This is a genomic window from Streptomyces sp. NPDC101132, from assembly GCF_044759225.1.
Taxonomy (GTDB): domain Bacteria; phylum Actinomycetota; class Actinomycetes; order Streptomycetales; family Streptomycetaceae; genus Streptomyces.
Window position 1 is genome coordinate 118795 of sequence record NZ_JBIVYX010000002.1, and the last position, 22142, is coordinate 140936.

Genomic DNA, 22142 nt, shown 5'->3' on the forward strand with positions numbered 1-22142 from the left:
CGCAGGGCACGCAGGCCGTCCGTCGCGGGCGCTGGCGCGGTCCGGAGCATTCCACCCCAGTCCGGGAGGACCACTTCACATGGCCAAGATCATCGCGTTCGACGAGGAGGCCCGGCGCGGTCTCGAGCGCGGCATGAACCAGCTCGCCGACGCCGTCAAGGTCACCCTTGGCCCCAAGGGCCGCAACGTCGTCCTCGAGAAGAAGTGGGGCGCGCCCACGATCACCAACGATGGTGTGTCCATCGCCAAGGAGATCGAGCTCGAGGACCCGTACGAGAAGATCGGCGCCGAGCTGGTCAAGGAAGTCGCCAAGAAGACGGACGACGTCGCGGGCGACGGCACCACCACCGCGACCGTGCTCGCCCAGGCGCTCGTCCGCGAGGGCCTGCGCAACGTGGCCGCCGGCGCCAACCCGATGGCCCTGAAGCGCGGCATCGAGAAGGCCGTCGAGGCCGTCTCCGGCGCCCTGCTCGACCAGGCCAAGGAGGTCGAGACCAAGGAGCAGATCGCTTCGACCGCCTCCATCTCCGCCGCCGACACCCAGATCGGCGAGCTCATCGCCGAGGCCATGGACAAGGTCGGCAAGGAAGGCGTCATCACGGTCGAGGAGTCCCAGACCTTCGGTCTGGAGCTGGAGCTCACCGAGGGCATGCGCTTCGACAAGGGCTACATCTCGGCGTACTTCGCCACCGACATGGAGCGTATGGAGGCGTCCCTGGACGACCCGTACATCCTGATCGTCAACTCCAAGGTCAGCAACGTGAAGGACCTCCTTCCGCTGCTGGAGAAGGTCATGCAGTCCGGCAAGCCGCTGCTGATCATCGCCGAGGACGTCGACGGCGAGGCCCTGTCGACCCTGGTCGTCAACAAGATCCGCGGCACCTTCAAGTCCGTCGCCGTCAAGGCCCCGGGCTTCGGCGACCGCCGCAAGGCCATGCTGGGCGACATCGCCATCCTCACCGGTGGCACGGTCATCTCCGAGGAGGTCGGCCTCAAGCTGGAGAACGCCGGCCTGGACCTGCTCGGCCGCGCCCGCAAGGTCGTCATCACCAAGGACGAGACCACGATCGTCGACGGTGCCGGTGACAGCGACCAGGTTGCCGGTCGCGTCAACCAGATCCGCGCCGAGATCGAGAACTCCGACTCGGACTACGACCGCGAGAAGCTCCAGGAGCGCCTCGCGAAGCTCGCCGGCGGCGTGGCGGTCATCAAGGCCGGTGCCGCGACCGAGGTCGAGCTGAAGGAGCGCAAGCACCGCATCGAGGACGCCGTTCGCAACGCGAAGGCGGCCGTCGAGGAGGGCATCGTCGCCGGTGGTGGCGTGGCCCTGCTCCAGGCCTCCGCGGTCTTCGAGAAGCTGGAGCTGGACGGCGACGAGGCCACCGGTGCCAACGCCGTCAAGCTGGCCCTGGAGGCCCCGCTGAAGCAGATCGCCGTCAACGGTGGTCTCGAGGGCGGCGTCGTCGTGGAGAAGGTGCGCAACCTCCCCGTCGGCCACGGCCTGAACGCCGCGACCGGCGAGTACGTCGACATGATCGCCGAGGGCATCATCGACCCGGCCAAGGTGACCCGTTCCGCTCTGCAGAACGCGGCCTCCATCGCGGCCCTGTTCCTGACCACCGAGGCCGTCATCGCCGACAAGCCGGAGAAGGCCGCGGCCGCTCCGGGCGGCATGCCGGGCGGTGACATGGACTTCTGATCGGCCCCTGGCTGATCGGCAGGTCCTGCGGGTCCCCGGATCCGAAGAGCTGTACGCAGAGGGCGGCACCCCATCGGGGGTGCCGCCCTCTGGCGTTGGTGCAGTGAGGCTGTCAGCCGATCTGCGGGTAGACGTTCCAGCTGCCGCCCGCGCCGTTCGGGCCGTAGGACGCGATGGCCTTGCGGGCGGCGAAGGTCGCCGTACCGGAGCCGCCGGTGCCGAGGTAGACGTACATCTTTCCGCTGCTGTCACGGCCGACGATGTCGGCGCGGCCGTCGCCGTTCTGGTCGCCCGAGGCGGCGATGGCGTTGTAGGTGTTCCAGCCGGAGCCGATCAGCTGGCGGGACGTGAAGGGTGCCGTGGCGCTGCCCGTGCCCCGGTAGATGTAGAGGTTTCCGTCCGTGGCCTGGGCGATCAGGTCGGTGCGGCTGTCGCCGTTGACGTCCCCGCTGCCGACCAGCGCCTTGTACGTGCCCCAGCCGCTGCCGATGCGGACCGGTGCGGCGAACCCGGTGCCGTTGCCGCTGCCGGCGCGCAGCCAGAGGACGCCCGCGGTGTCGCGGGTGACCAGGTCGCCCCGGCCGTCGCCGGTCAGATCGCCCGGGCCGGCGACGAGGTTCGTGGTGGAGTAGTCGCCGCTGACCAGGGCGTTCTTCTTGACGTTCGTCAGCTGTCCGCCGCCGAAGGCGAGTACGGCGGCCTGGTTCGAGCCGTCGATCCCGGCGGCCATGACCAGCTTCCTGCCCGCGGGCAAGGCGCCGTAGGTCTCGTACGACGGGTACAGGCCGTCCGACCGGTTGTCGTGGAAGTACAGCTCGCCGGCGGCGTTCACGCCCACGACGCCGTGCTTGCCGGGGACGGGGTTGCTGCCCTCGTTCACGGCCCGGGCCATCCACCACCAGCCGTCGCCCCACGTGCTGCGGGGCTGGAACGAGCCGTTGCCGTTGGACAGGTAGTAGTAGACGTCGCCGGTCGACTTGAGCGTCATCAAGTCGGCCTTGCCGTCGTGGTTCTGGTCGCCCTGCGCGATGATCTTGGTGAAGCTGTTCCAGCCGCTGCCGACCTTGACGCGCGACTTGAAGGGCGCGGTCGAGCTGCCGCTGCCCTTGTAGTACCAGAGGTAGCCGGAGCGGTCGCGGGCCAGGACGTCGCCGACGCCGTCGCGGTCCAGGTCTCCGGCGCCGACGAGCTGGTCGTAGCCGGACCAGCCGTAGCCGACCTTCGTGCGGGTGGAGAACGGGTTGCCCGTGGAGCTGCCGTTGCTCTTGTACAGGTACAGGTCCCCGGACGGGGTGCGGGCGATCAGGTCGGGGCGGCCGTCGCGGTTCAGGTCGTCGGCGGCGACCACGCGGTCGTAGATCTGCCAGCCGGTGCCGGTCCAGGTGGGCGCGAGGGTGCCGGACACCGTCGCGGTGTGCAGCGAGAGGCGGCCGTCGGCGGTCAGCTGGAGCACCTCGGGCCGGCTGTCACCGCGGACGTTGCCGAGGCCGATGATGTCCTTGGGCTGGGAGGCCGGGTAGCCGTAGTACGTGTAGTTCTGGGCCCGGACGTACTTCGTGGACCACATGGTCCCCTCGCCCGACGGGTACCGGAACAGCAGGTCGTTCTGCCCGTCGCCGTCCACGTCGGTGCGGGGCTTGAGGGTGGTGGCCGCGTGGGCGGTCGCACCGCCGGCCTCGCCGGGGACCGCGGCGGGCAGGGCGGTGGCGAGCCCGCTCGCCGAGAGGACGAAGGCGGCGCAGGCCGCGAGACGGCGCAGCCGGCGGCTGCGGTCGCGGCGGGTGTGAGTGGACAACTGGCTCCCCTGGGAACGTACGTCTGGCGTCCGCACCCTAACCACGGGGATCTTGAGGTGTAAGAGCTCGCCGGTACAACCTTTCCCGCTCTCGTAGGTCGGCCGTGGACCCGCTCTGGTTCACTGGACGCATCATGAGCGACCTCTTCGTGAAGATCTGTGGCCTGCGGACCGAGCGGGACGTCGAGACCGCCGTCCGGGACGGCGCCGACGCCGTGGGCTTCGTCTCCGCCGCCAGCCCCCGGCAGCTCGACGCCGCCACCGCCCGCCGACTGGCCGCGCTGGTGCCGCCGCACGTCCTGACCGTCGGCGTCTTCCGCGGCCAGTCCGTGGACGAGGTGCGCCGCTTCACCGAGGAGAGCGGGCTGCGGGCCGTACAGCTGCACGGCGAGGAGGGGCCGGAGTTCTTCGAGGCGCTGCGCGCGGAGGGCCGGACCCTGCTGCGGGCCACCTCGAAGACCGACGTGCGGCGCTGCGGCGAGTACGGCGAGGACCTGCTGCTGCTGGACGCGCCGGACCCGGGCTCGGGCAAGCCGTGGAACTGGGGCGCGGCGGACTTCACCGCCCCCGAGGGCCGCTGGCTGCTGGCCGGCGGCCTGCACCCGGGCAACGTCCGGGAGGCCGTGGAGACCACCGGCGCGTGGGGCGTGGACGTCTCGAGCGGCGTGGAGAGCTCCCGCGGCGTGAAGGACCCGGCCCTGATCACGGCATTCATCAAGGCCGCCCGAGGCTGACGCCGGCCCGGGGCCGGCCTGCGTCGCCCCGGGCCGGCGTGCGTCACTGGGCGAACGGCCCCTGGGGACCGTAGGAAGCGCCGGATCCCACGGTGGACCGGGTCAGGCGCTGCTGGGCGGCGATGCGGACGCCCGTGCCGCTCGGGGCGAACTTCAGGACCCTGGCCACGCCCGGCTTCCCGCCGGCCGGAGCCACGTCCGGGTACGAGAGCAGCAGTTCGCTCCTGCGGTCGCCGTCCACGTCGAGCATCGCCGCGTTCCGGGTGCGTTCGCGCTCGTACGGGTTGACCCAGACCCACCGGCGGCCGCCCGCGCCCAGGCCGGTGGGCGTGCCGAACAGGATCGCCGTGTAGCCCAGCCTGTCCTCCTCGCACCAGTTGCACGGGGCGTACAGGTCGGCCCGGCCGTCACCGTCGACGTCGCCCGCGGCGAGGTTGAAGCCCCAATCCTTGCCGGGGAGGCGCGGTTTGCCCGCCTTCGCGGCCGTCAGGACGGCGGGCTTGGTGCCGAGGCCGTTGGGGCCGCCCCGCAGCACGGCCACCGCGCCTTCGCCGCAGATGCCGTTGCGGGCGTTGGGCGTGGCGAACGCGAGGTCCTCGTACGGCCCGCCGTAGAACTTGGCCGCGACGCCCGGGGTGCCGGTTGAACCGCCGGCGTAGTAGCCGCTGAAGCCGTGGATGCCGAGCTTCGCCGGGTCCAGGTACTGCAGTCCGCTGGTGGCGGGACCGCCGCTCGTGCCGCGCAGGACGGTGAGGCTGCCCTGGGTGGTGTAGTGCCAGACCTGGCCGTTCTCCGTGCAGGGCTGTACCTCGCCGGAGCCGGGGTCCCCGGGGGAGACGACGATCAGTTCCTTCTTGGTGTCGCCGGCGACGTTGGCCGCGATCAGCCGGAGGCCGAAGCGGTTCCGGGTGCCCACCGAGCCGGGTACGCCGGCGGTGTTCTGGCTGAAGCTCTTGGCTCCGACGCCGGTCAGACCGTTCGCGCCGCCTTTGAGGACCGTGACGGAGCCGGCGTCGTAGTGCGTGCCGAACTGCTCGCCCGGTGCGCCGATCGCCAGGTCGGTGTAACCGTCGCCGTTGAAGTCACCTGCTGCCAGGGCCTCCCCGAAAGCGTCGGACGGCTCGGCTTCTCCGGGTACGCCCGGGGTGCTCTGGGTGAAGCGCTGTCCCTGGGAGAAGTAGGGGGTGCCGGACCTGCCGTACAGGACGGTGACGGACCCCGCCCAGGACGCGCCGTCGACCGTGTCCCTGGGGGCGCCCACGGCCACGTCCGCGCGGCCGTCGCGGTTGAAGTCTCCGTACGCCAGGACCTCGCCCCAGCCGTCGTACTCCCCCGCCTTGCCGGGTACGCCCGGGGTGTCCTGGCTGATGACGGCCGCGGGCAGTGCGCTGCCGAGGCGGCCCACCGTGCCACCGGGGATGATCTGGAGCTGGTGACCGGGCGCCCCGAAGCCGCCGGAGACGGTGATGTCGGTCTTGCCGTCGCCGTTCATGTCTCCGTGGGTACGGGCCGCGGCCCCTTGGGCCGGTCCGGCGAGGGATCCGGCGGCTATGGCGGCGGTGGCCGCACAAGCGGCCAGACGAGTGATCAACTTCATGGGCGTGATCATAGGCAGGGGCGGTCGGCGAGTCGGGCGGGAACGCGACGAGGGCCCGCCCTGGGGGAGGGGGCGGGCCCTTTCGCGTGTCGGGTGGCCGGGTCAGATCAGGTGGCTCATGCCGCCCCAGCCCTGGCCGATCTTCACGCCGGACTTCAGGCTGTTGCTCATGCTGCTGTAGAGGTACAGGTCACCGGTGCTCGCCGTGGTGGCCACCAGGGCCGCGCGGCCAAACCGCAGGTCAGAGCGTTGTGTTGAGCCGGCTCAGCGGGTGTAGTCCTTGAGCTTGTCGGTGTCGAGCGTGATGCCGACGGGGTCGGGCAGCTTGACCTGCGAGCCGTACGGGTAGGTCGCGCGCTGGGCGTACTTGCCCCGAGAGGGGTCTGCGTACACGACGACCTCCTGCTCATCGCGATCGATGAGCAGGTACACGGGGATGCCCGCTGCCGCGTAGCCGTCGCGCTTCTCCCTGCGGTCGCGGCGGTCGGTGTCCGGGTCGTGGGACGTCACCTCGACGGTCATCAGCACGCCGTCGGAACCGGCCCATTCGCCCTGCCCGACGAAATGGTCGAACGGGGCCAGAACCCCGTCAGGTCGGGCCCGGCCATTCCGGTACTCCTGGGTGACGAGGCCCTGCTCGGGATAGAGGGCCAGTTCGGGGCGCTGCTGCATGCACAGGCGCAGGAGCCACATGATGATGGCCCCGTGGTCGCCGTCCGGCACGGGCTTGACCTCTAGCTTTCCCTGGATGAATTCGAGGGCGACCGTCTCGGGGGCCTTGTGGGCCAGCTCCTCGAACTCGTCGACGGTCATCTGGGGGTGGTCGGCAAAGCTGGGGGTCATGGGTTCGCCTCCTCGGCTCCATGGTGCCCCGTGGGTGCGGAGGCGGACCGCTTCGACGGTCAAGTGCGTCTCCCTTCGCGGATGCGGGTGGCGTGGGCGCGGACCCGGTCGGGCGGCAGGAGTCCGCGGGGTGGCGCCGGGGGCTGGTTGCGGCAGGGGGCGCAGAGGCCGTCGCGGAAGGCCGACGGCGGGCCTGGGGCCCGGCAGTCGGCGCACTCGGCGCGGACCGGGGCCGGGGGGCGTTCCACGGGGTCGGGCGGGAGTTTGGCTTCGAGGCGCTTGCGGACGAAGGCGGCCGGGTGGTGCACGTCGCGGGGGAGTCCGGCGGTGAGGGTCAGCGTGATCTGAGCGGCGGTCGCGCCCTTGGCCAGCCACGCTGCGACGAGCGGGGCGAGGGTGGAGCAGTCGGCCTTGGAGAGGGTGAGCCTCGGATCGTGCCGGCCGAGCCCGGCCAGGATGCCGAAGGCGCTGTCCCGGCTCGGGGCGGCCGGTGGTGGGGGTTCGGGCGCGGGTTCGGGTGGCGGCGGTGCGGTGGGGGCGGGGGCGTCCTTACGGGTGAACCTCGCCCACCAGGCCCCGTCCCGCGCGGTGCGGGAGAAGTAGGTGCGGGTGACCCAGCTGCTGCCGATGCGCTCGCGCTGGCGGCAGAGGTGGCCGGCGTCGACCAGGCGGTTCAGGGCGGTGCGGAGTGCGCACTGGCCCCAGAGCGGCAGGACAGCGGCGAGGGTCTTCACGCTGATGTCCGCCCCGTCGGGCAGCCGGTCGATGTACGACGCGACGGCCGCCTCGCGGATCGGGAGGTCGGAGAAGTCGTTCCGCGTGCGGGCCAGTTGGTCCGGTGCGGTGATTTTTCCGTAGCCGGGCTTGGCGAGGGGGTGCGGCGCGGTCGTAAACTTGATGTCAGACATGGGGATCGTTGAGTCCGATCTCGATGCTTAGGCCCTCGTCCGGTGTTGGCGCACCGGCGGGGGTCGTCTTTTTGCCGTCTCGCCGCAAGCTAGACCCTCGCGACCTTCCGTCGCAAGTCGCTCACGATTAGTCATCCTGGCTGCTCTGGCGGCCAGTTGGGCGCTGACGGGGAGGGGGGGTGGGTGGGTTAAACCCACCTCCCATTCCTTCAAGAAGGGGCCCGGGCGTGGGGGCTTGAGCCTCGGGGCGCTCAGGTGCTGGGGAAATCGCCGCGCTGGACCCCGGCGAGGAACGCGGTCCACGCGGGGGCGGGGAACACGAGCTTCGGGCCGTCGGGGTTCTTGGAGTCCCGGACGGGGACGAGGTCGCAGTGCGGGGCGATCTCGATGCAGTTTCCGCCACTGCCGTCGCTGTACGTGGACTTCTGCCAGCGGGCGACCTCAATGCAGTCGCCGCCGTCCCCGCCGCTGTAGCTGGACTTGAACCACTCGGCCACGCTCAGGTCGTACTCAGTGCTCGCCATGCGCGTAATCCTCTGCCATCGACTCGACCAGGGCCAGGGATGCTGCTGGTGCCAGAGCAGTGGCCGCGACAAGATCGTAGGACAGCTGGTAGCGAGAAACGGCGGCCGGATCATCCAGCAGCTGACCTGTGCCAAGCCCTTCGACGTAGGCGAGGGGCGGCCCGTCGCTGAAGGACATCATCTTGATGCCTCCGCCCTGCGCGATGTGGGCTCCTGCCGAGAAGGGCAGCACCTGGACGATGATGCGGTGGCGTCGCGCCAGCTGCACGACGTGCTGGAGTGCGGCAGCCATGGCCTGGGGGCTGCCGACCACGCGCCGGAGAACCGCCTCGTCGAGCACAGCCCACAACATCGGCTTTGTTGGATCGTCGAGGAGCTTGCCGCGGTCCAGCCTGGCCGACACCAAGCCGTCGATGGTGGGCTCCGTGGCGGTGGGCTGGAGTGCGCGAAAGATCGCACGCGCGTACGGCTCCGTTTGCAGGATGCCCGGAATCAAATGCGGCGCGTACTCCTTGATCTGCTCGGCCCGAGCCTCGGCCTCCGCCGCCTCCGCGAAGTGGTCCGGGTACTTCGACTTCGTCGCGGCCGCGCAGTTCCGCTCGAAGTAGCCGTCCGTCCTCAGCACGCGGTCGATCTCGCGGGCCTGGTCCGGCTGCATCCGGCGGGTGCCGGCCTCCAGCTGGCCGATGAACGAGCCGCTGACGAACAGCGGGGCACCCAGTTCCTCCTGGGTGAGGTCGGCCTGCTTCCGGCGGAACCGCAGCTCCGCGCCCAGCATGGCCCTCGGTGACGAGGAGGGGTCGAGTTCGCGAGGTCCGGCCATGACGGGGGTCTCCCAACGCTCGGTCCAGCAGACGCGGTTGTTGGCCGCGCCGCACTGTCCAGGCTAGCCACGCACCGCCACGCTGTGTGTGCAAAGCCCGTACTCAGCGTGGAGGGAAAGCGCGTGGACATGGATCTCGTACAGGTGGCGGAAGAGGCGCTCGCCGAGCTCAAGGAGGGGCTGGAGGGCGTCGGGATCACCCTGCCGTCGGTCCGGCTCGACCCCGTGTCCAGCGCCGGGAACTACCCGCGCCCGCTGATCGACCTGGGCCGGTGCAACCCCGCCACCGCCCGTGAGCTGGCCGCCGTACTGAAGGGCGAGCGGCTGCGCGGGCGGGTGCGGGAGCTGAACCGGGCGGCTCAGCAGAGGCCGCGGTAGGGGGCGTCCGGGATGTAGGTCTGCCACTCGGCCTCGGTGATGTCCCGGCCGACCTTCTTGCAGATCTGCTCGGCCAGGCTGCCCGGGTCGAGGTCGAAGGTGTGCACCTGCGCGCCGCTGACGGCGCGCAGGGCGTCGCCGTCGAAGGACATGGCGTCGATCTGCCGGCCGGTCACGTTCAGCGGCTTGCCGAGGGCGAGGCGGGAGCCGACGTCCCACAGCTGGACGGAGTCGCCGTTGACTACCAGGGCGAGTTCCTTGCCGTCGGGGGAGTACGAGAGCCAGGACACCGGCTGCCCGAAGCGGTCCCCGCCGCGCACCAGGCCGCTCGGGAGCAGGGCGCGGCGCTCCTTCGCGGCCCCGTCCCAGATCTCGACCCAGCCCGACTCCTTCAGGACCGCCACGGAAGTGCCGTCGGGGGCGAAGACGACGGATTCGGTGGGCGTACCGCCGAAGGGCGCCCTCCGGGTGCCGCCGGTCTCCAGGTCCAGCTCCTCGCCGGCGGTGGTGAGCAGGCGGCGGCTGTCGGGGCTGAAGACCCCGAGGCCCTCGGTGCCCTTGAAGGTGTGGATCTTCTTGCGCTTGCCGAGGTTCCAGACCTCCGTGGTGTACCCCTCGCCGGTGGGCGTCCCCGGGGCGACCGTCGTCAGCGCGAGGTGACCGCCGTCGGGGGCGATGGCCAGGTGCGAGATGGCGTTGCCCGGCGTGACGGGCACCCGCACGGTCTCCTTGCCGGTCGTGGTGTCCCGTACGACGATCTCGCGCCGCGTCGTCGTCTCGTCCGTGTAGGCGAGGTACCGGCCGCCGGTGCTGAGCGCGCTCTTCGGATGGGACTGCTGCACGCGGAGGCTGTGCTGGGTGACCTGGGCGGCGGTCCGCTTGCCGGTGCGCAGGTCGAGCAGGTGGAGGGGGTGGTCCTTCAGGAGGTCGTTCGGCCCGAGTACGGCCGTACGGCCGTCGGGGGAGACCGCCAGGCCCTGCAGGTCGGTGCCGTCCGAGGCGGCGGCCAGTACGGCGCTGACGTCGATGGACTGGACCTGGTTCGTGCCGCGGGACTCGTACCGCAGGACCTTGGCACCCTCGTCGAGCGCGATGCTGCCGACGTCGTCGCCAGCGGTGTTCTCCCGTGCCGCGGTGGGGATCCTGACCAGGGGCTTCGTGGCGTCCGTGCGGTCCCAGACCTCCAGCATGCCCGGATGCCGGCCGTCCTTCGCGGTCGTGCCCACGAGGTAGCGGCCTCCCGAGCTGAAGTACAGGTCGGAGTCCTCGGAGCCCTGGCGGCCCACCTCGCGTCCGGTGCCGAGGTCGTAGACGACGGTGTCCGTACCACTGGTGCGCACGAGCAGGTGACGGCCGTCCGGACTGAACCGGATGTCCTCGCAGTCGTCGCCGGTGTCGCCGCCGGCGGGGGCTACGACGGTCCGGGCGGTGCCGAATTCGTAGACGCGGACCGGCATGTCATCGAAACACGTCGCGGTGCGGGCGCCGTCGGGGGACACCGTCTCGCCGGAGGCGAGGGTGGTGAGTTCCCTGCCCGTCCGGTCCAGGACCTGGTAGGCCCGGTCGTACTGGCTGGAGTAGACCGTCACCTGGCCCTTGTTGGTCAGCGCGTAGGGCACCAGGTCGTCCGAGAGCTTCATGGGCGCGGCGAGGGGCTTGCCGTCGCGGGTGGAGACCAGCAGCAGGGTGCTGTCCTTGCGCTGGATGGCCACCAGCGAGCCGTCGGGGCTCATGACGGGCGCGTCGGTGCCGAGATCGGCGGCCTTGACGGGGAACGTCAACTCGGGCTTGGCGGCCCGCGCAGCGCCCTCGGCCACGTTCCACATGGACATCCCGAGCGGGCTGTACGCGAAGACCCGCCGGCCGTCCGGGGTCAGGATCCGGCCCGCGGTGTCGCCGTCGTTGACGTCCGGCAGCGGGACGGCCGACCGCTCCCGCTGGGCGGCCGCCGCGTACAGCGCCGCCCGCGCCTCCGGGACCGGGGAGATGCGGTACGCCGCCAAGCCGAGCAGCATCGCGGTGTCCGGCTCGGTGCCCCGCAGGGAGTCCGCGGCCTGGGCCACCGAGCGGGCCGTGGCCTGGGCGGCGCGGAGGTCCGCCTCGCGGTTCTGGAGGTACGCCACGCCGCCGGCCAGCAGGGCGATCACGGTGACCGCGGCCAGGCCGGACAGGAGCTGCCGACGGCGGCGTACGGCGCGGGTCGCGGCGGAACGGGAGGCCTCAAGGAACGCCAGCTCCGGCGGGCTCGGGCGCAGGTGCGGGGCGGCGGTGGGGAGCCAGTCGAGGAGGGTGCGCAGTTCGGTGCCGGTGAGGAGGTCCTCGGTGCGCCGGCCGTGTGCGTCCCAGCGGTGCACCGCCCAGGTGACGCGCTGGCGGTGCGCGATGCCGGTGCGGTCGGCGTCGGTCCAGGTGCGCAGCCTGCGCCAGGCCGGGAGCAGGGCGGTGCTGACCGGGCGTACCGAGCCGTCGGCCTCGGTGACCAGGGCGCCGGCCGCGGTGAGGGCCTCGGCGGCGCGGGCGGTGGCGCGCTGCTCGGACTCCGGGCGCCCGGCGAAGAGTTCGGCGGGGGTCACGGTCCGGACGGTGTCCTGGGAGCCGTCGGGGGCCGTGCCCGGGACCACCAGGCGGAGTAGCAGTTCGTGTGCGGCGAGCTGGGCGTCGGGCGCGAGTGCGGCGTAGGCGGCTTCGGCCCGGTCGCCGAGCGGGGGGACCGCCTGGGTGGGCTGGTGGGGGGCCTCATCGGCCTGCCGGGCGCCGGCCCTGAGCAGGTCGAGGCGGGGGTCGGCGGTCTGCTGCCGGGGGAGGGGGAGGGGCACGCGCGGGTCGGCCAGACGGGGGTCGGCGGGGGCGGTCGGGGTCTGGGTCGCCGGACCGGCCGGGCCTGTGGGACCCGCCTGGCTCACCGGGCCTGCCGCACCCGCCTCGCCCGTGGCCGCCGCGATCAGGCCGGCCAGCAGGTCGGGGGCGCCGGGGCGCAGGGCCGGGTCCTTGGCGAGGGCGGCGGCGATCAGCGGGCGCAGCCGGGCCGGTACGCCCGAGAGGTCGGGGTCCACGGAGGCGGTGCGGTGGGTGACCTCGGCCCAGTTGTCGCCGCGGAACGGCTCGGCGCCGGTGGCCGCGTACAGCACGACCGCGGCCCAGGCGAAGACGTCGGCGGCGGTGGTGGCGCGCTGCCCGGTGAGCACCTCGGGCGCCATGTAGCCGAGGGTGCCCATGATCGCGCCGGTGGCCGTCAGCGACATGTCGGGGGCGCGGGCGATGCCGAAGTCGATGATGCGGGGGCCGTCGGGGCCCAGCAGAACGTTGCCCGGCTTGAGGTCGCGGTGGATGACGCCGGCGTGGTGGATGGCGGCCAGCGCGGTGGCGGCGCCGGTGGCCAGGCGCAGGGCGGCGTCCTCGGAGAGGGGGCCGTGGGCCCGTACCCGCCCGGCCAGGGTCGGCCCGGCCACGTACTCGCTGACCAGGTACGGGCTGTCGCCGTCGACCGCGGCGTCGAGGATGCGGGCGGTGCAGAAGGGGGCCACCCGGCGGGCGGCCTCGGCCTCCTTGGCGAAGCGCTCGCGGACGAACGGGTCCGCCTCGCGGTGCAGCACCTTCAGGGCCACCCGGACCCCGTCGGCGTCGTACGCCTCGTACACCACGCCCTGCCCGCCCGCGCCCAGCCGCGAGGCGAGCCAGTAGCCGCCGACCCGCTGCGGATCGTCCGGCAGCAGCGGCGTGCCGGTTGCCTTGGCGGCGCCTTCTCCGGTGGTGGTCTGGCTCATGATTCCCCCTCAGGTACCGGTGGATGGTATCCGGGCAGGCGATCAAGTGAGCTGTGGGGAAGTCGATGTGACGGGCAGTCGGGTGCTTCGCGAGGGAGCGCGGCGGCGGGCCCGTGCCCTCTGCGGCCCCGTCGTGCGTCGTCGGATCCCCCGGGCCGGGAGAATGGCCTGCGTCCGGGCGTACGGGAACGCCCTCGGGGAGAGCGAGGAGCAGATGGCGGTCGGGGTGCACCAGGCCCTGGAGGACGCGCAGTTCGACTTCGTGCTGGCGCACGTCGACGGGCCGGTGCTGGCGTACTTCTGGGGCGTGTGGTCGGCGGGCTGCAAGGAGCTCGACCCGGCGGTGAAGGCCCTGGCCGCGGAGTGCGCAGGACGCCTCACGGTGGTCCGCACGGACCTCGTCCGCTGCCCGGCGACGACGAAGCGCTACGGCGTCACGGGCGCGCCCACCCTGGTCCTGCTGCGCGCGGGCGAGGTCGTGGAGACGGCCACGGCCCCCCTGACGGAGGAGGACCTCCGCGCCCTGGTCTCCCGCCACGTCCCGCCCACGGCCTGACGCCGCGCACTGGGCTCGTCGCGCCGCTCACACGATCGTGGGACGCTGGTCGGGGCGGCCGCGGCCGCCCCGACCTCGATCTACGCTCGCCGCACCAGGCCACAGGAGGAGGGACCCCCGATGACCGCTGCGATGGTCGACGGCGGCCAGACAGGAGCCGGCCGCTGGTGGGACTACCTGTTGCAGACCTGGCGGGAGCTGGACGTGCCCGACGGTTGGCGCGCCGAGATCGACGAGGGGCAGATCAGGTTGGTCCCACCGCCTCACGCACACCACAACGCCATCGTGGCGAAGATCCAGCGCGCCCTGTACCGGGTGCTGCCCGAAGAGTGGGAGATCTATCAGACCCTGGGCATCCAGGTCGTTCCGCTGGACAAGGTCTACGTGCCGGACCTGGTGGTCATGCCTTCGGCGCTGGTCGACGAGTCGGACCCGGCGAAGACGGACCCCGTTGACGCGGCGGAGGCTCTGCTGGTCGCCGAGGTGACTTCCAAGGGGAACGCCCAGGACGACCGGACCAAGAAGCTCTGGGCCTACGCACACGCGCCGGTCCCCCTCTACCTCCTCGTCGACCGCTTCGACGAGCACGGCCCGACGGCCACGCTCTTCGCCGAGCCGGAGAACGGTGCGTACACGCACATCGAGCGGATCGCCTTCGGCAAGCCGCTGGTGCTGCCCGAGCCGTTCGGGCTGAGCATCGACACCGCTGCCTTCCCCCACTGAGCCCCGGCCGCGTCCCCGCGTCAGACCGGGGTCGGGGTCCTTTCCGGGGTTGTGCCCGGGGGTGTTCCCGGGGCGGAGGCCGTCGGCTCCGGGGCCGTGTTCAGGTCGGTCAGCATCTCGTCTGTGAAGCCGAAGAAGTACGTGGCCAGGAAGCCCACCGCGTAGCCGGTCAGCAGGCCGGCCGCGTAGATCGCGAGGGTGGTGACCAGGGGGCCCGAGCCGTCCAGCAGCGGGAAGAGGGCCCAGCCCGAGGGGCCGATGGCGGTGGAGCCGAAGGAGTGGCCGAGCTGGTTCAGCAGGCCCACGAAGGCGCCGCCCGCCGCGCCGCCCACGCAGGCCGTGACGAAGGGGCGGCCCAGCGGGAGCGAGACGCCGTAGATCAGCGGCTCGCCGACCCCCAGGAAGCCCGCGGGCAGGGCCGACTTGATGGTGGCGCGGATCGAGGCGTTGTGCGGGAGCCGGAGGTACACCGCCATCGCGGCGCCGACCTGGCCCGCGCCCGCCATGGCCAGGATGGGGAGCAGGACGGTGTGGCCCTGCTGCTCGATCAGGGTCGTGTGGATCGGGATCAGCGCCTGGTGCAGGCCCAGCATCACCAGCGGGAGGAAGAGGCCGCCGAGGACCAGGCCGGCGAGTGCGCCGCCCGAGGCCAGCAGCCGGTTGGCGAAGGTGCCGATGGCCTGCGAGACCTCGCCCGCGACGAACATCAGGCCGAAGATCGTGACCAGGCCGGAGACCAGGACGGTGAGGGTGGGGGTGAGGAGTACGTCGAGGGACTCGGGCATCCGGCGCCGGCACCACTTCTCGACGTACACCGCCAGCAGGGCCGCGGCCAGCGCGCCCAGTACGCCGCCCTGGCCGGGCGAGAGGTGCAGGCCGAACGCGGTGATCTTCGCGACGCCGGGGAAGACGATGATCGCGGCGACCGCGCCGCCCAGGATGGCCGTACCGCCGAACTCCTTGGCCGTGTTGTAGCCGACGAACACCGCGATCAGCGACATGAAGCCGGAGGCGATGGCGGCCAGGGCGGGCACGATCGCGGGGGCCCAGCCGAGGTTGGTCAGCAGGCCGTTGAGCCCGGCGATGATGCCGCAGCCGATGAGGGCGGGGATCAGCGGCACGAAGATGTTCGCGATCCGGCGCAGGAAGAGCTTGAACGGGGTCGCGTTGCGGGCCTTCTGGGCCGCCTTCAGCTCGGCGCCCCGGGTGGCCAGTTCCTCCGCGGCCGGGGTGGGGGCCGGATCCGGGGCTGCCGCGGCCGCTTCCCGCACCAGCGCCTCGAACTCGGGCGTGACGCGGGCGACCGTCCCGGGCCCCAGCACGATCTGGTACATCCCCCAGCTACCGCTGGGAGGGGCCCCCAGGTCCTCGACGACGCCCAGCACGGCCGGCAGCGCCTTGAGGGCCTCGTGGTCGACGAGTGCGCGGTCGCGCAGGCCCAGCCTGAGCCGGGTCATGCAGTGGGCGACGGAGGTGACGTTGGCGGGGCCGCCGACGAGGGGGAGGATCGCGGCGGCGGTGGCGCGGTTCTTGTCCATGGGGTGGGGTGCCTTGCTGTGGGGGTGCCGGGCAGTGGTCGAAGGGGGGCCGGTGGAGTGGTGCCTCGGCGCCGGTGCCGGGGCGGGTGGGCGTACGGGGGAGGCGCGGTCCGTCAGCGGGACGCCGCGAGTGCCTCGCGCAGGTGGCCGCCGGACGCGTCGAGCAGCCGGGCGGCGGTGGGCGCGTCCACGCCGCCGAGGATGGTCAGGATCGCGTGCTTGACCTCGCCGCCCGTGGCGGTCAGGGCGGCCTCGATCTCCTCGTCCGGGGCGCCGGTGGCGAGCGCGACGATGCGCCGGGAGCGGGCCCGCAGCTTCTCGTTCGTGGCGCGTACGTCGACCATCAGGTTCCCGTACGTCTTGCCCAGCCGGATCATCGTGACCGTGGACAGCATGTTCAGGACCAGCTTCTGCGCCGTGCCGGCCTTCAGGCGGGTGGAGCCGGTGAGGAGTTCGGGGCCGGTCACCACCTCGATGCCGTGCTCGGCGGCCGCCGCGAGCGCGCTGTCCGCATTGCACGACAGGCCGATCGTGAGCGCCCCGCGGGTACGGGCATACTCGACGGCGCCGATCGCGTAAGGGGTGCGCCCGGACGCGGAGATGCCGACCACGGTGTCCCGCTCGGAGAGGTCCAGGGCCGCGAGGTCCGCGGCGGCCAGCTCCTTGGAGTCCTCGGCCCCCTCCACGGCCGTGACCATGGCCGTCGGCCCGCCCGCGATCAGGCCGACCACCTGCGCCGGGTCGGTGTTGAAGGTGGGCGGGCACTCGCTGGCGTCGAGCACCCCCATCCGCCCGGCGGTGCCCGCGCCCGCGTAGACGAGCCGCCCGCCCCGGGCCATCCGCTCGGCGGTCGCGTCGATGGCGGCCGCGATCTGCGGCAGCCGGGCGGCGACGGCGGCCGGGACGGTGGCGTCCTCGGCGTTCATGGTGCGGGCGATGTCGAGGGTGGACCGGCGGTCGATCTCGGCGAGTTCGGGGCGGAAGGCCTCGGTGGTGAGCGTTTCGAGCTGGGCGCGGAGCTCCGCGGACGCGGTCATGGGGGACTCCTGGGGGGAGGGGGCGTGGGGAGGGAGGCGGGTCGGGCGGTCGTCAGTCCTCGGGCGCGGGGCGGCTCCTCGGGCGGGCGGCGGTCCGGGCGGGGCCGGTGGACTGGCCGTCGGCGCGTGCGGTCTCGGCCGTCGTACGGGCCGCCCCGGAGGTCGTGCGCGCCGGGCCCGGCGCCCGGTGCCGGGGCGCCAGGGCCTCGTACGAGGCCGCGAGAGCCGGCGCCGCCGTCTCGTACGTACGCTGCGCCACCCCCACGAACAGGCAGTCCACCACCAGCAGCTGGCTGGTCCTGCTGGACATGGCCGCTGGCCGGAAGCCGCTCTGCCGCGAGGACGGGGTGGCCAGCACCAGGTCGGCGTACCGCGCGACCGGGCCGTCGGGGCGGCCGGTGATCGCGACCGTCGTCGCGCCCCGCTCGAAGGCGTGCCGCAGCGGCTCGATCACGTCCCCGGTCGAGCCGGAGTGCGTGATCGCGACGGCCGCGTCACCCGGACGGAGCTGTACGGCGTTGGTGATCGCGAGGTGCGGGTCGGCGTGCGCGTGGGCGACCAGTCCGATGCGCAGCAGCTTCTGGGCGAGGTCCTGGGCGACCAGCGCGGAGGCGCCCACGCCGTAGAGGTCGACCCGGCGGGCCTCCGCCAGCGCGGTGACCGCGCCCCCGAGCTGGGCGGTGTCGAGGCCGGCGGCGGTGTCGGCGAGGATCTGCCGCTCCTTGTGGGCGAGCTTGGCGACCACGTCGTCAAGGGAGTCGTCCACGGCGATGTCGGCCGTGACGGCCGGCGCGGCGCCGCCCGCCTGCTGCGCGGCGAGCCCCGCGAGCGCGAGGCGCAGGTCGCGGTAGCCGGGATAGCCGAGCAGCCGGGCGGTGCGGACGACGGTGGCCTCGCTGGTCTCCGTACGCGCCGCGAGGGCGGTGACGGTGAGCTGAGCGCAGCCGGCCGGATCGGTGGCGACCGCGTCCGCCACGGCCCGCATCGAGGGGGTCATGGAGGCGGCGAGGATGCTGATCCGGGCGCGCAGGGCGGCGGGGGTCGGGGCCTCGCTGAAAGTTTCCTTCGGCTTCCGGCTCACCCTTGAAAGGTATTTTCAGCGCGTTCCGGGCGTCAATCCGCCATAAGGCACCGCCTTTCGACGACCTCCTCCGCCGGAAAGAGGGCCTTCGCCACTTGCGTCCGTTGGGTTCACAATGGCCGCATGGCTCACGCGACCCCCCTGGAACAGGCGCTGCACGCTGCCCGCGCCCTCGTCCTCGCCGATCTCGTCGCCCTGGAGGTCGCCGAGGCGGACGTCGTCTCCCTGGTCGAGGACTCCGTCTCGCACCGCCGCTGGTGGGTGGAGCAGTGGCCGGAGGGGATCGACTACCTGCCGGGCCTGATAGCCCAGGACGTCCAGGACGCGCTCCTGGAGAAGTACGGGCGCTGGCCGCTCTGCCCGGTGTGTTCCGCGGGCGATCCGCACGCGCTCGACGTGGAGCCCGAGCTCGGTCCCGACCCGCACTGGGTGTGCGGGAAGGCCGGTGTGACGGTGGCGTCGGTGGGGCGGCTGGGCGGGGTGTTCGGCCGGTGACGGTCTACATCGACCCGCCGACCTGGCCGGGCCACGGGCGGATGTGGTCGCACATGGTCAGCGACGTGTCCCACGAGGAGCTGCACGCCTTCGCGGCGTCCATCGGGTGTCCGGCGCGGGCCTTCGACGGCGACCACTACGACGTGCCGTCGGAGCGGTACGCCGACGCGGTGGCGGCGGGCGCGGTGGAGATCGGGAGCAAGGAACTGGTCCGCCGGATCACCGAGGCCGGTCTGCGGCGGCCGAAGGGGCGGGCGCGGGCGTAGGGGGCCTCGGCCGGGGCGTGTGCGCGTACGGGGTCGCCCGTTACGCCGCGCGGCGTCAGTGGGTCAGTACGTCGGCCTGCGCGGCGGCGGGGCTGCCCGCGGAGCCCGTGACCACCCGGGTACGGGAGGACAGGCGCAGGGACAGCGCGGCCAGGGCCAGCGCCACCACCGTCATCGCGGCGCCCGCCCACGCGGTGGACGAGAAGCCGAGGCCGCCGTCGATCACCGTGCCGCCGAGCCAGGGGCCCCCGGTGTTGCCGAGGTTGAAGGCGGCGGTGGTCGTGGCTCCGGCCAGGGTGGGGGCGGCGCCGGCGACGTTGAACATCCGGGCGTTCAGCGCGGGCGCGGTGTAGAACGCGGACACGCCGATCAGGAACGACAGCGTGACCGCCGCGGCCGGCGACGACGCGAAGAGCGCCAGTGCCACCAGGAAGACGGTGGAGGCGGTGATGCCGGTCAGCAGCACCCCGAAGAGGTGCGCGTCGGCCACTCGTCCGCCGATGGTCGTGCCCACCAGGGCGCCGATGCCGAAGAGCGCCAGTACGGTCGGCACGGTGCCGGAGTCCAGTCCGGCCACGTCGGTGAGCAGGGGTGCGAGGTAGCTGAAGGCGCAGAACACGCCGCCCGCGGCGAGCGCGGTGACGGCCACCGAGAGCCAGACCTGCCGGTCGCGGTAGATCCGCAGCTCCCGCGCGAGCGACGGGCGCCGCTCGGGCAGCGGGATGCGGGGGACCAGCGCCAGGATGCCGGCCAGGGCGATCGCGGAGGCGGCGGCCACGGCCCAGAAGGCCGAGCGCCAGCCGAAGTGCTCGCCGAGGAAGGCGCCCGCGGGGACGCCGAGGACGTTGGCGATGGAGAGGCCGCCGATCATCACGGCCATGGCGCGGGCGCGGGAGTCGACCGGGACCATCGCGATGGCCACGGCCGCTCCGACCGCCCAGAAGCCGGCGCAGGCGAGCGCGGAGACCACGCGGGAGGCGAAGAGCAGCTCGTACGTGGGGGCCAGCGCGCCCCCGACCTGGCCGAGGCCGAAGAGGGTGATCAGGGAGATCAGGGTGGTGCGCCGGGGCAGCCGCAGGGTGGCGACCGCGAGCAGCGGGGCGCCGATCACCATGCCGATGGCGAAGGCGGATATGAGCAGGCCCGCCTGCGGGATCGACACGCCCATGTCCTCCGCGATGGGCGGCAGCAGGCCGGAGAGCATGAACTCGCTCGTGCCGAGTGCGAAGACGGACAGGCCGAGGATGTAGACGGCCACGGGCATACGGGGACGTACTGCGGCTGCGGGCATGAAATGGATCAACCGCCCGGAACGCCGGCGCATTCCCGCCGGACCGGAAACCGCCGGCGCGGGGACCTGCGGGCCCGCGCCGACGGGCCCCGGGCACCCGCACCGCGGACCTGCGGGCCCGCGCCGACGGGCCCCGGGCACCCGCACCGGCGGACCGCCGGGCCGGGCGGGGGCCCCTCGCCCCCCAGCTCTCCTACTCCCCTCTCCTACTCCCCGCTGTGGCCCGTCAGCAGCCGCAGCTCCGTGGCCAGGTTCCTGCGGGCCGTGGCCTCCCAGTGCTCCGTGCCGTACGGGGTGCGGAAGAGCCGGGGGAGGGCGAGGAGCTGCCGCAGCACCGCGGCCCGGCCCTCGCGGAAGGCGTCGTCGGGGACGAAGCCGTACTCCTCCCGTACGGCGGCCGCGTAGGCGGCGTAGTCCTCCGGGGTGCCCGCCAGCACGGCCAGGTCCGCGTCGCAGAGCACCTCGCCGTCGCGGTCGCCGGGAGCGGGGTCGTGGGTGACGGTGAGCCGTACCAGGCGGGCCACCTCGGCGGTCAGCTCCGGCGCGAGTCCCAGTTCGGGCAGGGCGCGCTCGGCGAGGGCGGCGCTGCGCTCCTCGTTCTCGGACCGGTCCGGGCGGTAGACGGCGTCGTGGAACCAGGCCGCGAGGCGTACGGCGGCCGGGTCCTCGGCGTGCTCCGCCAGTACGTCGATCCGGTCCAGCACCGCCGCCAGGTGCTCGGTGGTGTGGTACCGCCGCTGCGGCTCCGCCCAGGCGGCGAGCAGCCGGGTGGCGTAGGGGGCGGGGTCCGGGGCACCCGGAGGGGTGGAGCCCCGGGCGGCCTCGACGGTGGCGTGCCAGCGGGCCTCGAGCTGCGCGGTATCGGTCGGCATGCGCTCATTGTGGTGGGCGGCGGCCGGTGCCGGGAGTGTGAAGGTGCTGGTGGACCGCGCCCGGAGGTGCGTACCCTGATATTGGACTAGACCTGTTCGGCAAACTTCCCCATAGCAGCAGCATCCCGAAGGAATGAGGCCTTATGAGCAACCGTGCGGTCCTGGAGGTGATCGCCCTCAACGCCGAGGACGCGGTCGCGGCCCAGGCAGGTGGAGCGGACCGTCTGGAGCTCGTCACCGACATGGCGGCCGACGGCCTGACTCCGCCACGGGAGACGTTCGCGGCGATCCGGGCCGCCGTGGACATCCCGCTGCGCGTGATGCTGAGGGCCGCCGACGGGTTCGCCGCGGGTGACGTGGACGCCCTGGTGGCCTCGGCGCGGGCGCTGCGGGCCGAGGGCGCGGAGGAGTTCGTACTGGGCTTCCTGAACCCCGACGGCACCCCCGACCTGGTCACCGTGGAGCGGCTGGCCGCGGAGCTGGAGGGCTGCCGGTGGACCTTCCACCGGGCGATCGACCGCTGCGCGGACCGCGACCAGCTCCGCAAGGAGCTGGCGGGGCTGCCGGGCCTCGACACGTACCTGACGGCCGGCGCGGCCGAGGGCGTCGACGCGGGCCTGCCGGTGCTGCTGGCGGAGGCCGCGCGCCGCGGTGAGCCGGGGTACGAGGCGCAGATCCTGGTCGGCGGCGGGCTGCGGCTGGACCACCTCCCGGCCCTGCGCGAGGCCGGCGTGGACGCCTTCCACATCGGCGGCGCGGCCCGCCCGGACGGCTGGTCGTCCCCGGTCTCGCCGACCGCGGTGGCCAACTGGCGCGAGGCCCTCTCGTAACGCCCCCGCCCACCGCCCCCCTGGCGCCCCGGCATTCGGCCCCCGGCCCACGCGTTCCGGCGCCCGGGCGACCGCCGGCCCACATGGTCCGGCGGTCGGGTTCTGGCCCACCGGCTCCGGCCCTCAGGGGCCGGCAGCCGGGGTCCGGCCCCGGGCCTGGACCTACGGGGTCCGGGGCGGAGCTCCGGGGAACGGTGGAAGGGCGGGTAGGGGACAGCCCCGCAGGGCACGGCACCGGCCCCCGTCAGCCGCCCGCATCCGGCACGGCACCGGCCAGCGACCCGCACCCGGCACGGGACCCGCACCCGGTACGGGGAGCCGCGCCCGGCACGGGACCGGCACGGGACCCGCACCCGGTACGGGGAGCCGCACCCGGCACGGGACCGGC

The 22142-nt window shown here is 73.1% G+C and carries 20 protein-coding genes; 8 read left to right on the forward strand and 12 right to left on the reverse strand.

The window, feature by feature from the left end:
- Positions 1 to 79 precede the first annotated feature (79 nt).
- A complete protein-coding gene (groL, locus tag ACIQUR_RS04860; protein WP_399939193.1) occupies positions 80 to 1699 on the forward strand; it encodes a chaperonin GroEL in 1620 nt (539 codons plus the stop codon).
- Between the two features lie 112 nt (positions 1700 to 1811).
- Here the strand turns inward: groL and ACIQUR_RS04865 are convergent, their stop codons facing one another.
- The gene (locus ACIQUR_RS04865) at positions 1812 to 3494 is read right to left on the reverse strand and encodes an FG-GAP repeat domain-containing protein (RefSeq protein WP_403658350.1); all 1683 of its coding nucleotides are present in this window, start codon (positions 3492 to 3494) and stop codon (positions 1812 to 1814) included.
- Positions 3495 to 3628: 134 nt separating this feature from the next.
- On the opposite strand from ACIQUR_RS04865, the gene ACIQUR_RS04870 reads away from it, so the two are divergent.
- Positions 3629 to 4228, forward strand: coding sequence for a phosphoribosylanthranilate isomerase (locus tag ACIQUR_RS04870; protein WP_403658354.1), 600 nt, complete (start codon positions 3629 to 3631; stop codon positions 4226 to 4228).
- Between the two features lie 43 nt (positions 4229 to 4271).
- Here the strand turns inward: ACIQUR_RS04870 and ACIQUR_RS04875 are convergent, their stop codons facing one another.
- From ACIQUR_RS04875 to ACIQUR_RS04895, 5 genes are all read right to left on the reverse strand, one after another.
- Positions 4272 to 5825, reverse strand: a complete 1554-nt coding sequence (locus ACIQUR_RS04875; protein ID WP_403658357.1) for an FG-GAP-like repeat-containing protein — start codon at positions 5823 to 5825, stop codon at positions 4272 to 4274.
- Between the two features lie 264 nt (positions 5826 to 6089).
- The gene (locus tag ACIQUR_RS04880; protein ID WP_403658360.1) at positions 6090 to 6668 is read right to left on the reverse strand and encodes a Uma2 family endonuclease; all 579 of its coding nucleotides are present in this window, start codon (positions 6666 to 6668) and stop codon (positions 6090 to 6092) included.
- Positions 6669 to 6727: 59 nt separating this feature from the next.
- Positions 6728 to 7576, reverse strand: coding sequence for a hypothetical protein (locus tag ACIQUR_RS04885; protein WP_403658363.1), 849 nt, complete (start codon positions 7574 to 7576; stop codon positions 6728 to 6730).
- Positions 7577 to 7827: 251 nt separating this feature from the next.
- Positions 7828 to 8100, reverse strand: coding sequence for a DUF397 domain-containing protein (locus ACIQUR_RS04890; RefSeq protein WP_403658366.1), 273 nt, complete (start codon positions 8098 to 8100; stop codon positions 7828 to 7830).
- Positions 8087 to 8923: a helix-turn-helix domain-containing protein gene (locus ACIQUR_RS04895; protein ID WP_403658369.1), complete on the reverse strand. Its 837-nt coding sequence runs from the start codon at positions 8921 to 8923 to the stop codon at positions 8087 to 8089. Before ACIQUR_RS04895 ends, ACIQUR_RS04890 begins: the two co-directional genes overlap by 14 nt.
- A gap of 129 nt (positions 8924 to 9052) precedes the next feature.
- Here ACIQUR_RS04895 and ACIQUR_RS04900 point away from each other — a divergent pair, with 129 nt between their 5' ends.
- Positions 9053 to 9301, forward strand: coding sequence for a hypothetical protein (locus tag ACIQUR_RS04900; RefSeq protein WP_403658372.1), 249 nt, complete (start codon positions 9053 to 9055; stop codon positions 9299 to 9301).
- Here the strand turns inward: ACIQUR_RS04900 and ACIQUR_RS04905 are convergent.
- Positions 9283 to 13065, reverse strand: a complete 3783-nt coding sequence (locus ACIQUR_RS04905) for a protein kinase (RefSeq protein WP_403658375.1) — start codon at positions 13063 to 13065, stop codon at positions 9283 to 9285. The genes ACIQUR_RS04900 and ACIQUR_RS04905 overlap by 19 nt on opposite strands.
- A gap of 163 nt (positions 13066 to 13228) precedes the next feature.
- Between ACIQUR_RS04905 and ACIQUR_RS04910 the strand changes: the two genes are divergently transcribed.
- Both ACIQUR_RS04910 and ACIQUR_RS04915 read left to right on the forward strand, forming a co-directional pair.
- Positions 13229 to 13621 (forward strand): thioredoxin family protein, encoded by a 393-nt coding sequence (locus ACIQUR_RS04910; protein WP_403658378.1) that lies wholly within the window; start codon positions 13229 to 13231, stop codon positions 13619 to 13621.
- A gap of 120 nt (positions 13622 to 13741) precedes the next feature.
- Entirely contained in the window at positions 13742 to 14344 is a 603-nt protein-coding gene (locus ACIQUR_RS04915; protein WP_403658382.1) for a Uma2 family endonuclease, read from the forward strand.
- Between the two features lie 20 nt (positions 14345 to 14364).
- Here the strand turns inward: ACIQUR_RS04915 and ACIQUR_RS04920 are convergent, their stop codons facing one another.
- The 3 genes from ACIQUR_RS04920 to ACIQUR_RS04930 all read right to left on the reverse strand — a co-directional run bounded on the left by ACIQUR_RS04920 (position 14365) and on the right by ACIQUR_RS04930 (position 18000).
- Positions 14365 to 15882 (reverse strand): PTS transporter subunit EIIC, encoded by a 1518-nt coding sequence (locus ACIQUR_RS04920; RefSeq protein WP_403658385.1) that lies wholly within the window; start codon positions 15880 to 15882, stop codon positions 14365 to 14367.
- Positions 15883 to 15995: 113 nt separating this feature from the next.
- Complete coding sequence (gene murQ, locus ACIQUR_RS04925; protein ID WP_403658388.1) at positions 15996 to 16919, reverse strand: N-acetylmuramic acid 6-phosphate etherase; 924 nt, start codon at positions 16917 to 16919, stop codon at positions 15996 to 15998.
- Positions 16920 to 16971: 52 nt separating this feature from the next.
- On the reverse strand, positions 16972 to 18000 hold the full coding sequence (locus ACIQUR_RS04930; RefSeq protein WP_403658391.1) for a MurR/RpiR family transcriptional regulator: 1029 nt from the start codon (positions 17998 to 18000) through the stop codon (positions 16972 to 16974).
- 123 nt (positions 18001 to 18123) lie between these two features.
- Here ACIQUR_RS04930 and ACIQUR_RS04935 point away from each other — a divergent pair, with 123 nt between their 5' ends.
- Both ACIQUR_RS04935 and ACIQUR_RS04940 read left to right on the forward strand, forming a co-directional pair.
- On the forward strand, positions 18124 to 18495 hold the full coding sequence (locus tag ACIQUR_RS04935; RefSeq protein WP_403658393.1) for a hypothetical protein: 372 nt from the start codon (positions 18124 to 18126) through the stop codon (positions 18493 to 18495).
- Positions 18492 to 18761, forward strand: a complete 270-nt coding sequence (locus ACIQUR_RS04940; RefSeq protein WP_399939238.1) for a DUF4031 domain-containing protein — start codon at positions 18492 to 18494, stop codon at positions 18759 to 18761. Before ACIQUR_RS04935 ends, ACIQUR_RS04940 begins: the two co-directional genes overlap by 4 nt.
- A gap of 55 nt (positions 18762 to 18816) precedes the next feature.
- Here the strand turns inward: ACIQUR_RS04940 and ACIQUR_RS04945 are convergent, their stop codons facing one another.
- Complete coding sequence (locus ACIQUR_RS04945; RefSeq protein ID WP_403659801.1) at positions 18817 to 20025, reverse strand: Cmx/CmrA family chloramphenicol efflux MFS transporter; 1209 nt, start codon at positions 20023 to 20025, stop codon at positions 18817 to 18819.
- Positions 20026 to 20258: 233 nt separating this feature from the next.
- Positions 20259 to 20924, reverse strand: a complete 666-nt coding sequence (locus ACIQUR_RS04950) for a hypothetical protein (protein WP_403658397.1) — start codon at positions 20922 to 20924, stop codon at positions 20259 to 20261.
- Between the two features lie 143 nt (positions 20925 to 21067).
- On the opposite strand from ACIQUR_RS04950, the gene ACIQUR_RS04955 reads away from it, so the two are divergent.
- Positions 21068 to 21754 carry a copper homeostasis protein CutC gene (locus ACIQUR_RS04955; protein WP_403658400.1) on the forward strand — a complete coding sequence of 229 codons (687 nt, stop codon included), beginning with the start codon at positions 21068 to 21070 and terminating at the stop codon, positions 21752 to 21754.
- Positions 21755 to 22142: the final 388 nt, after the last annotated feature.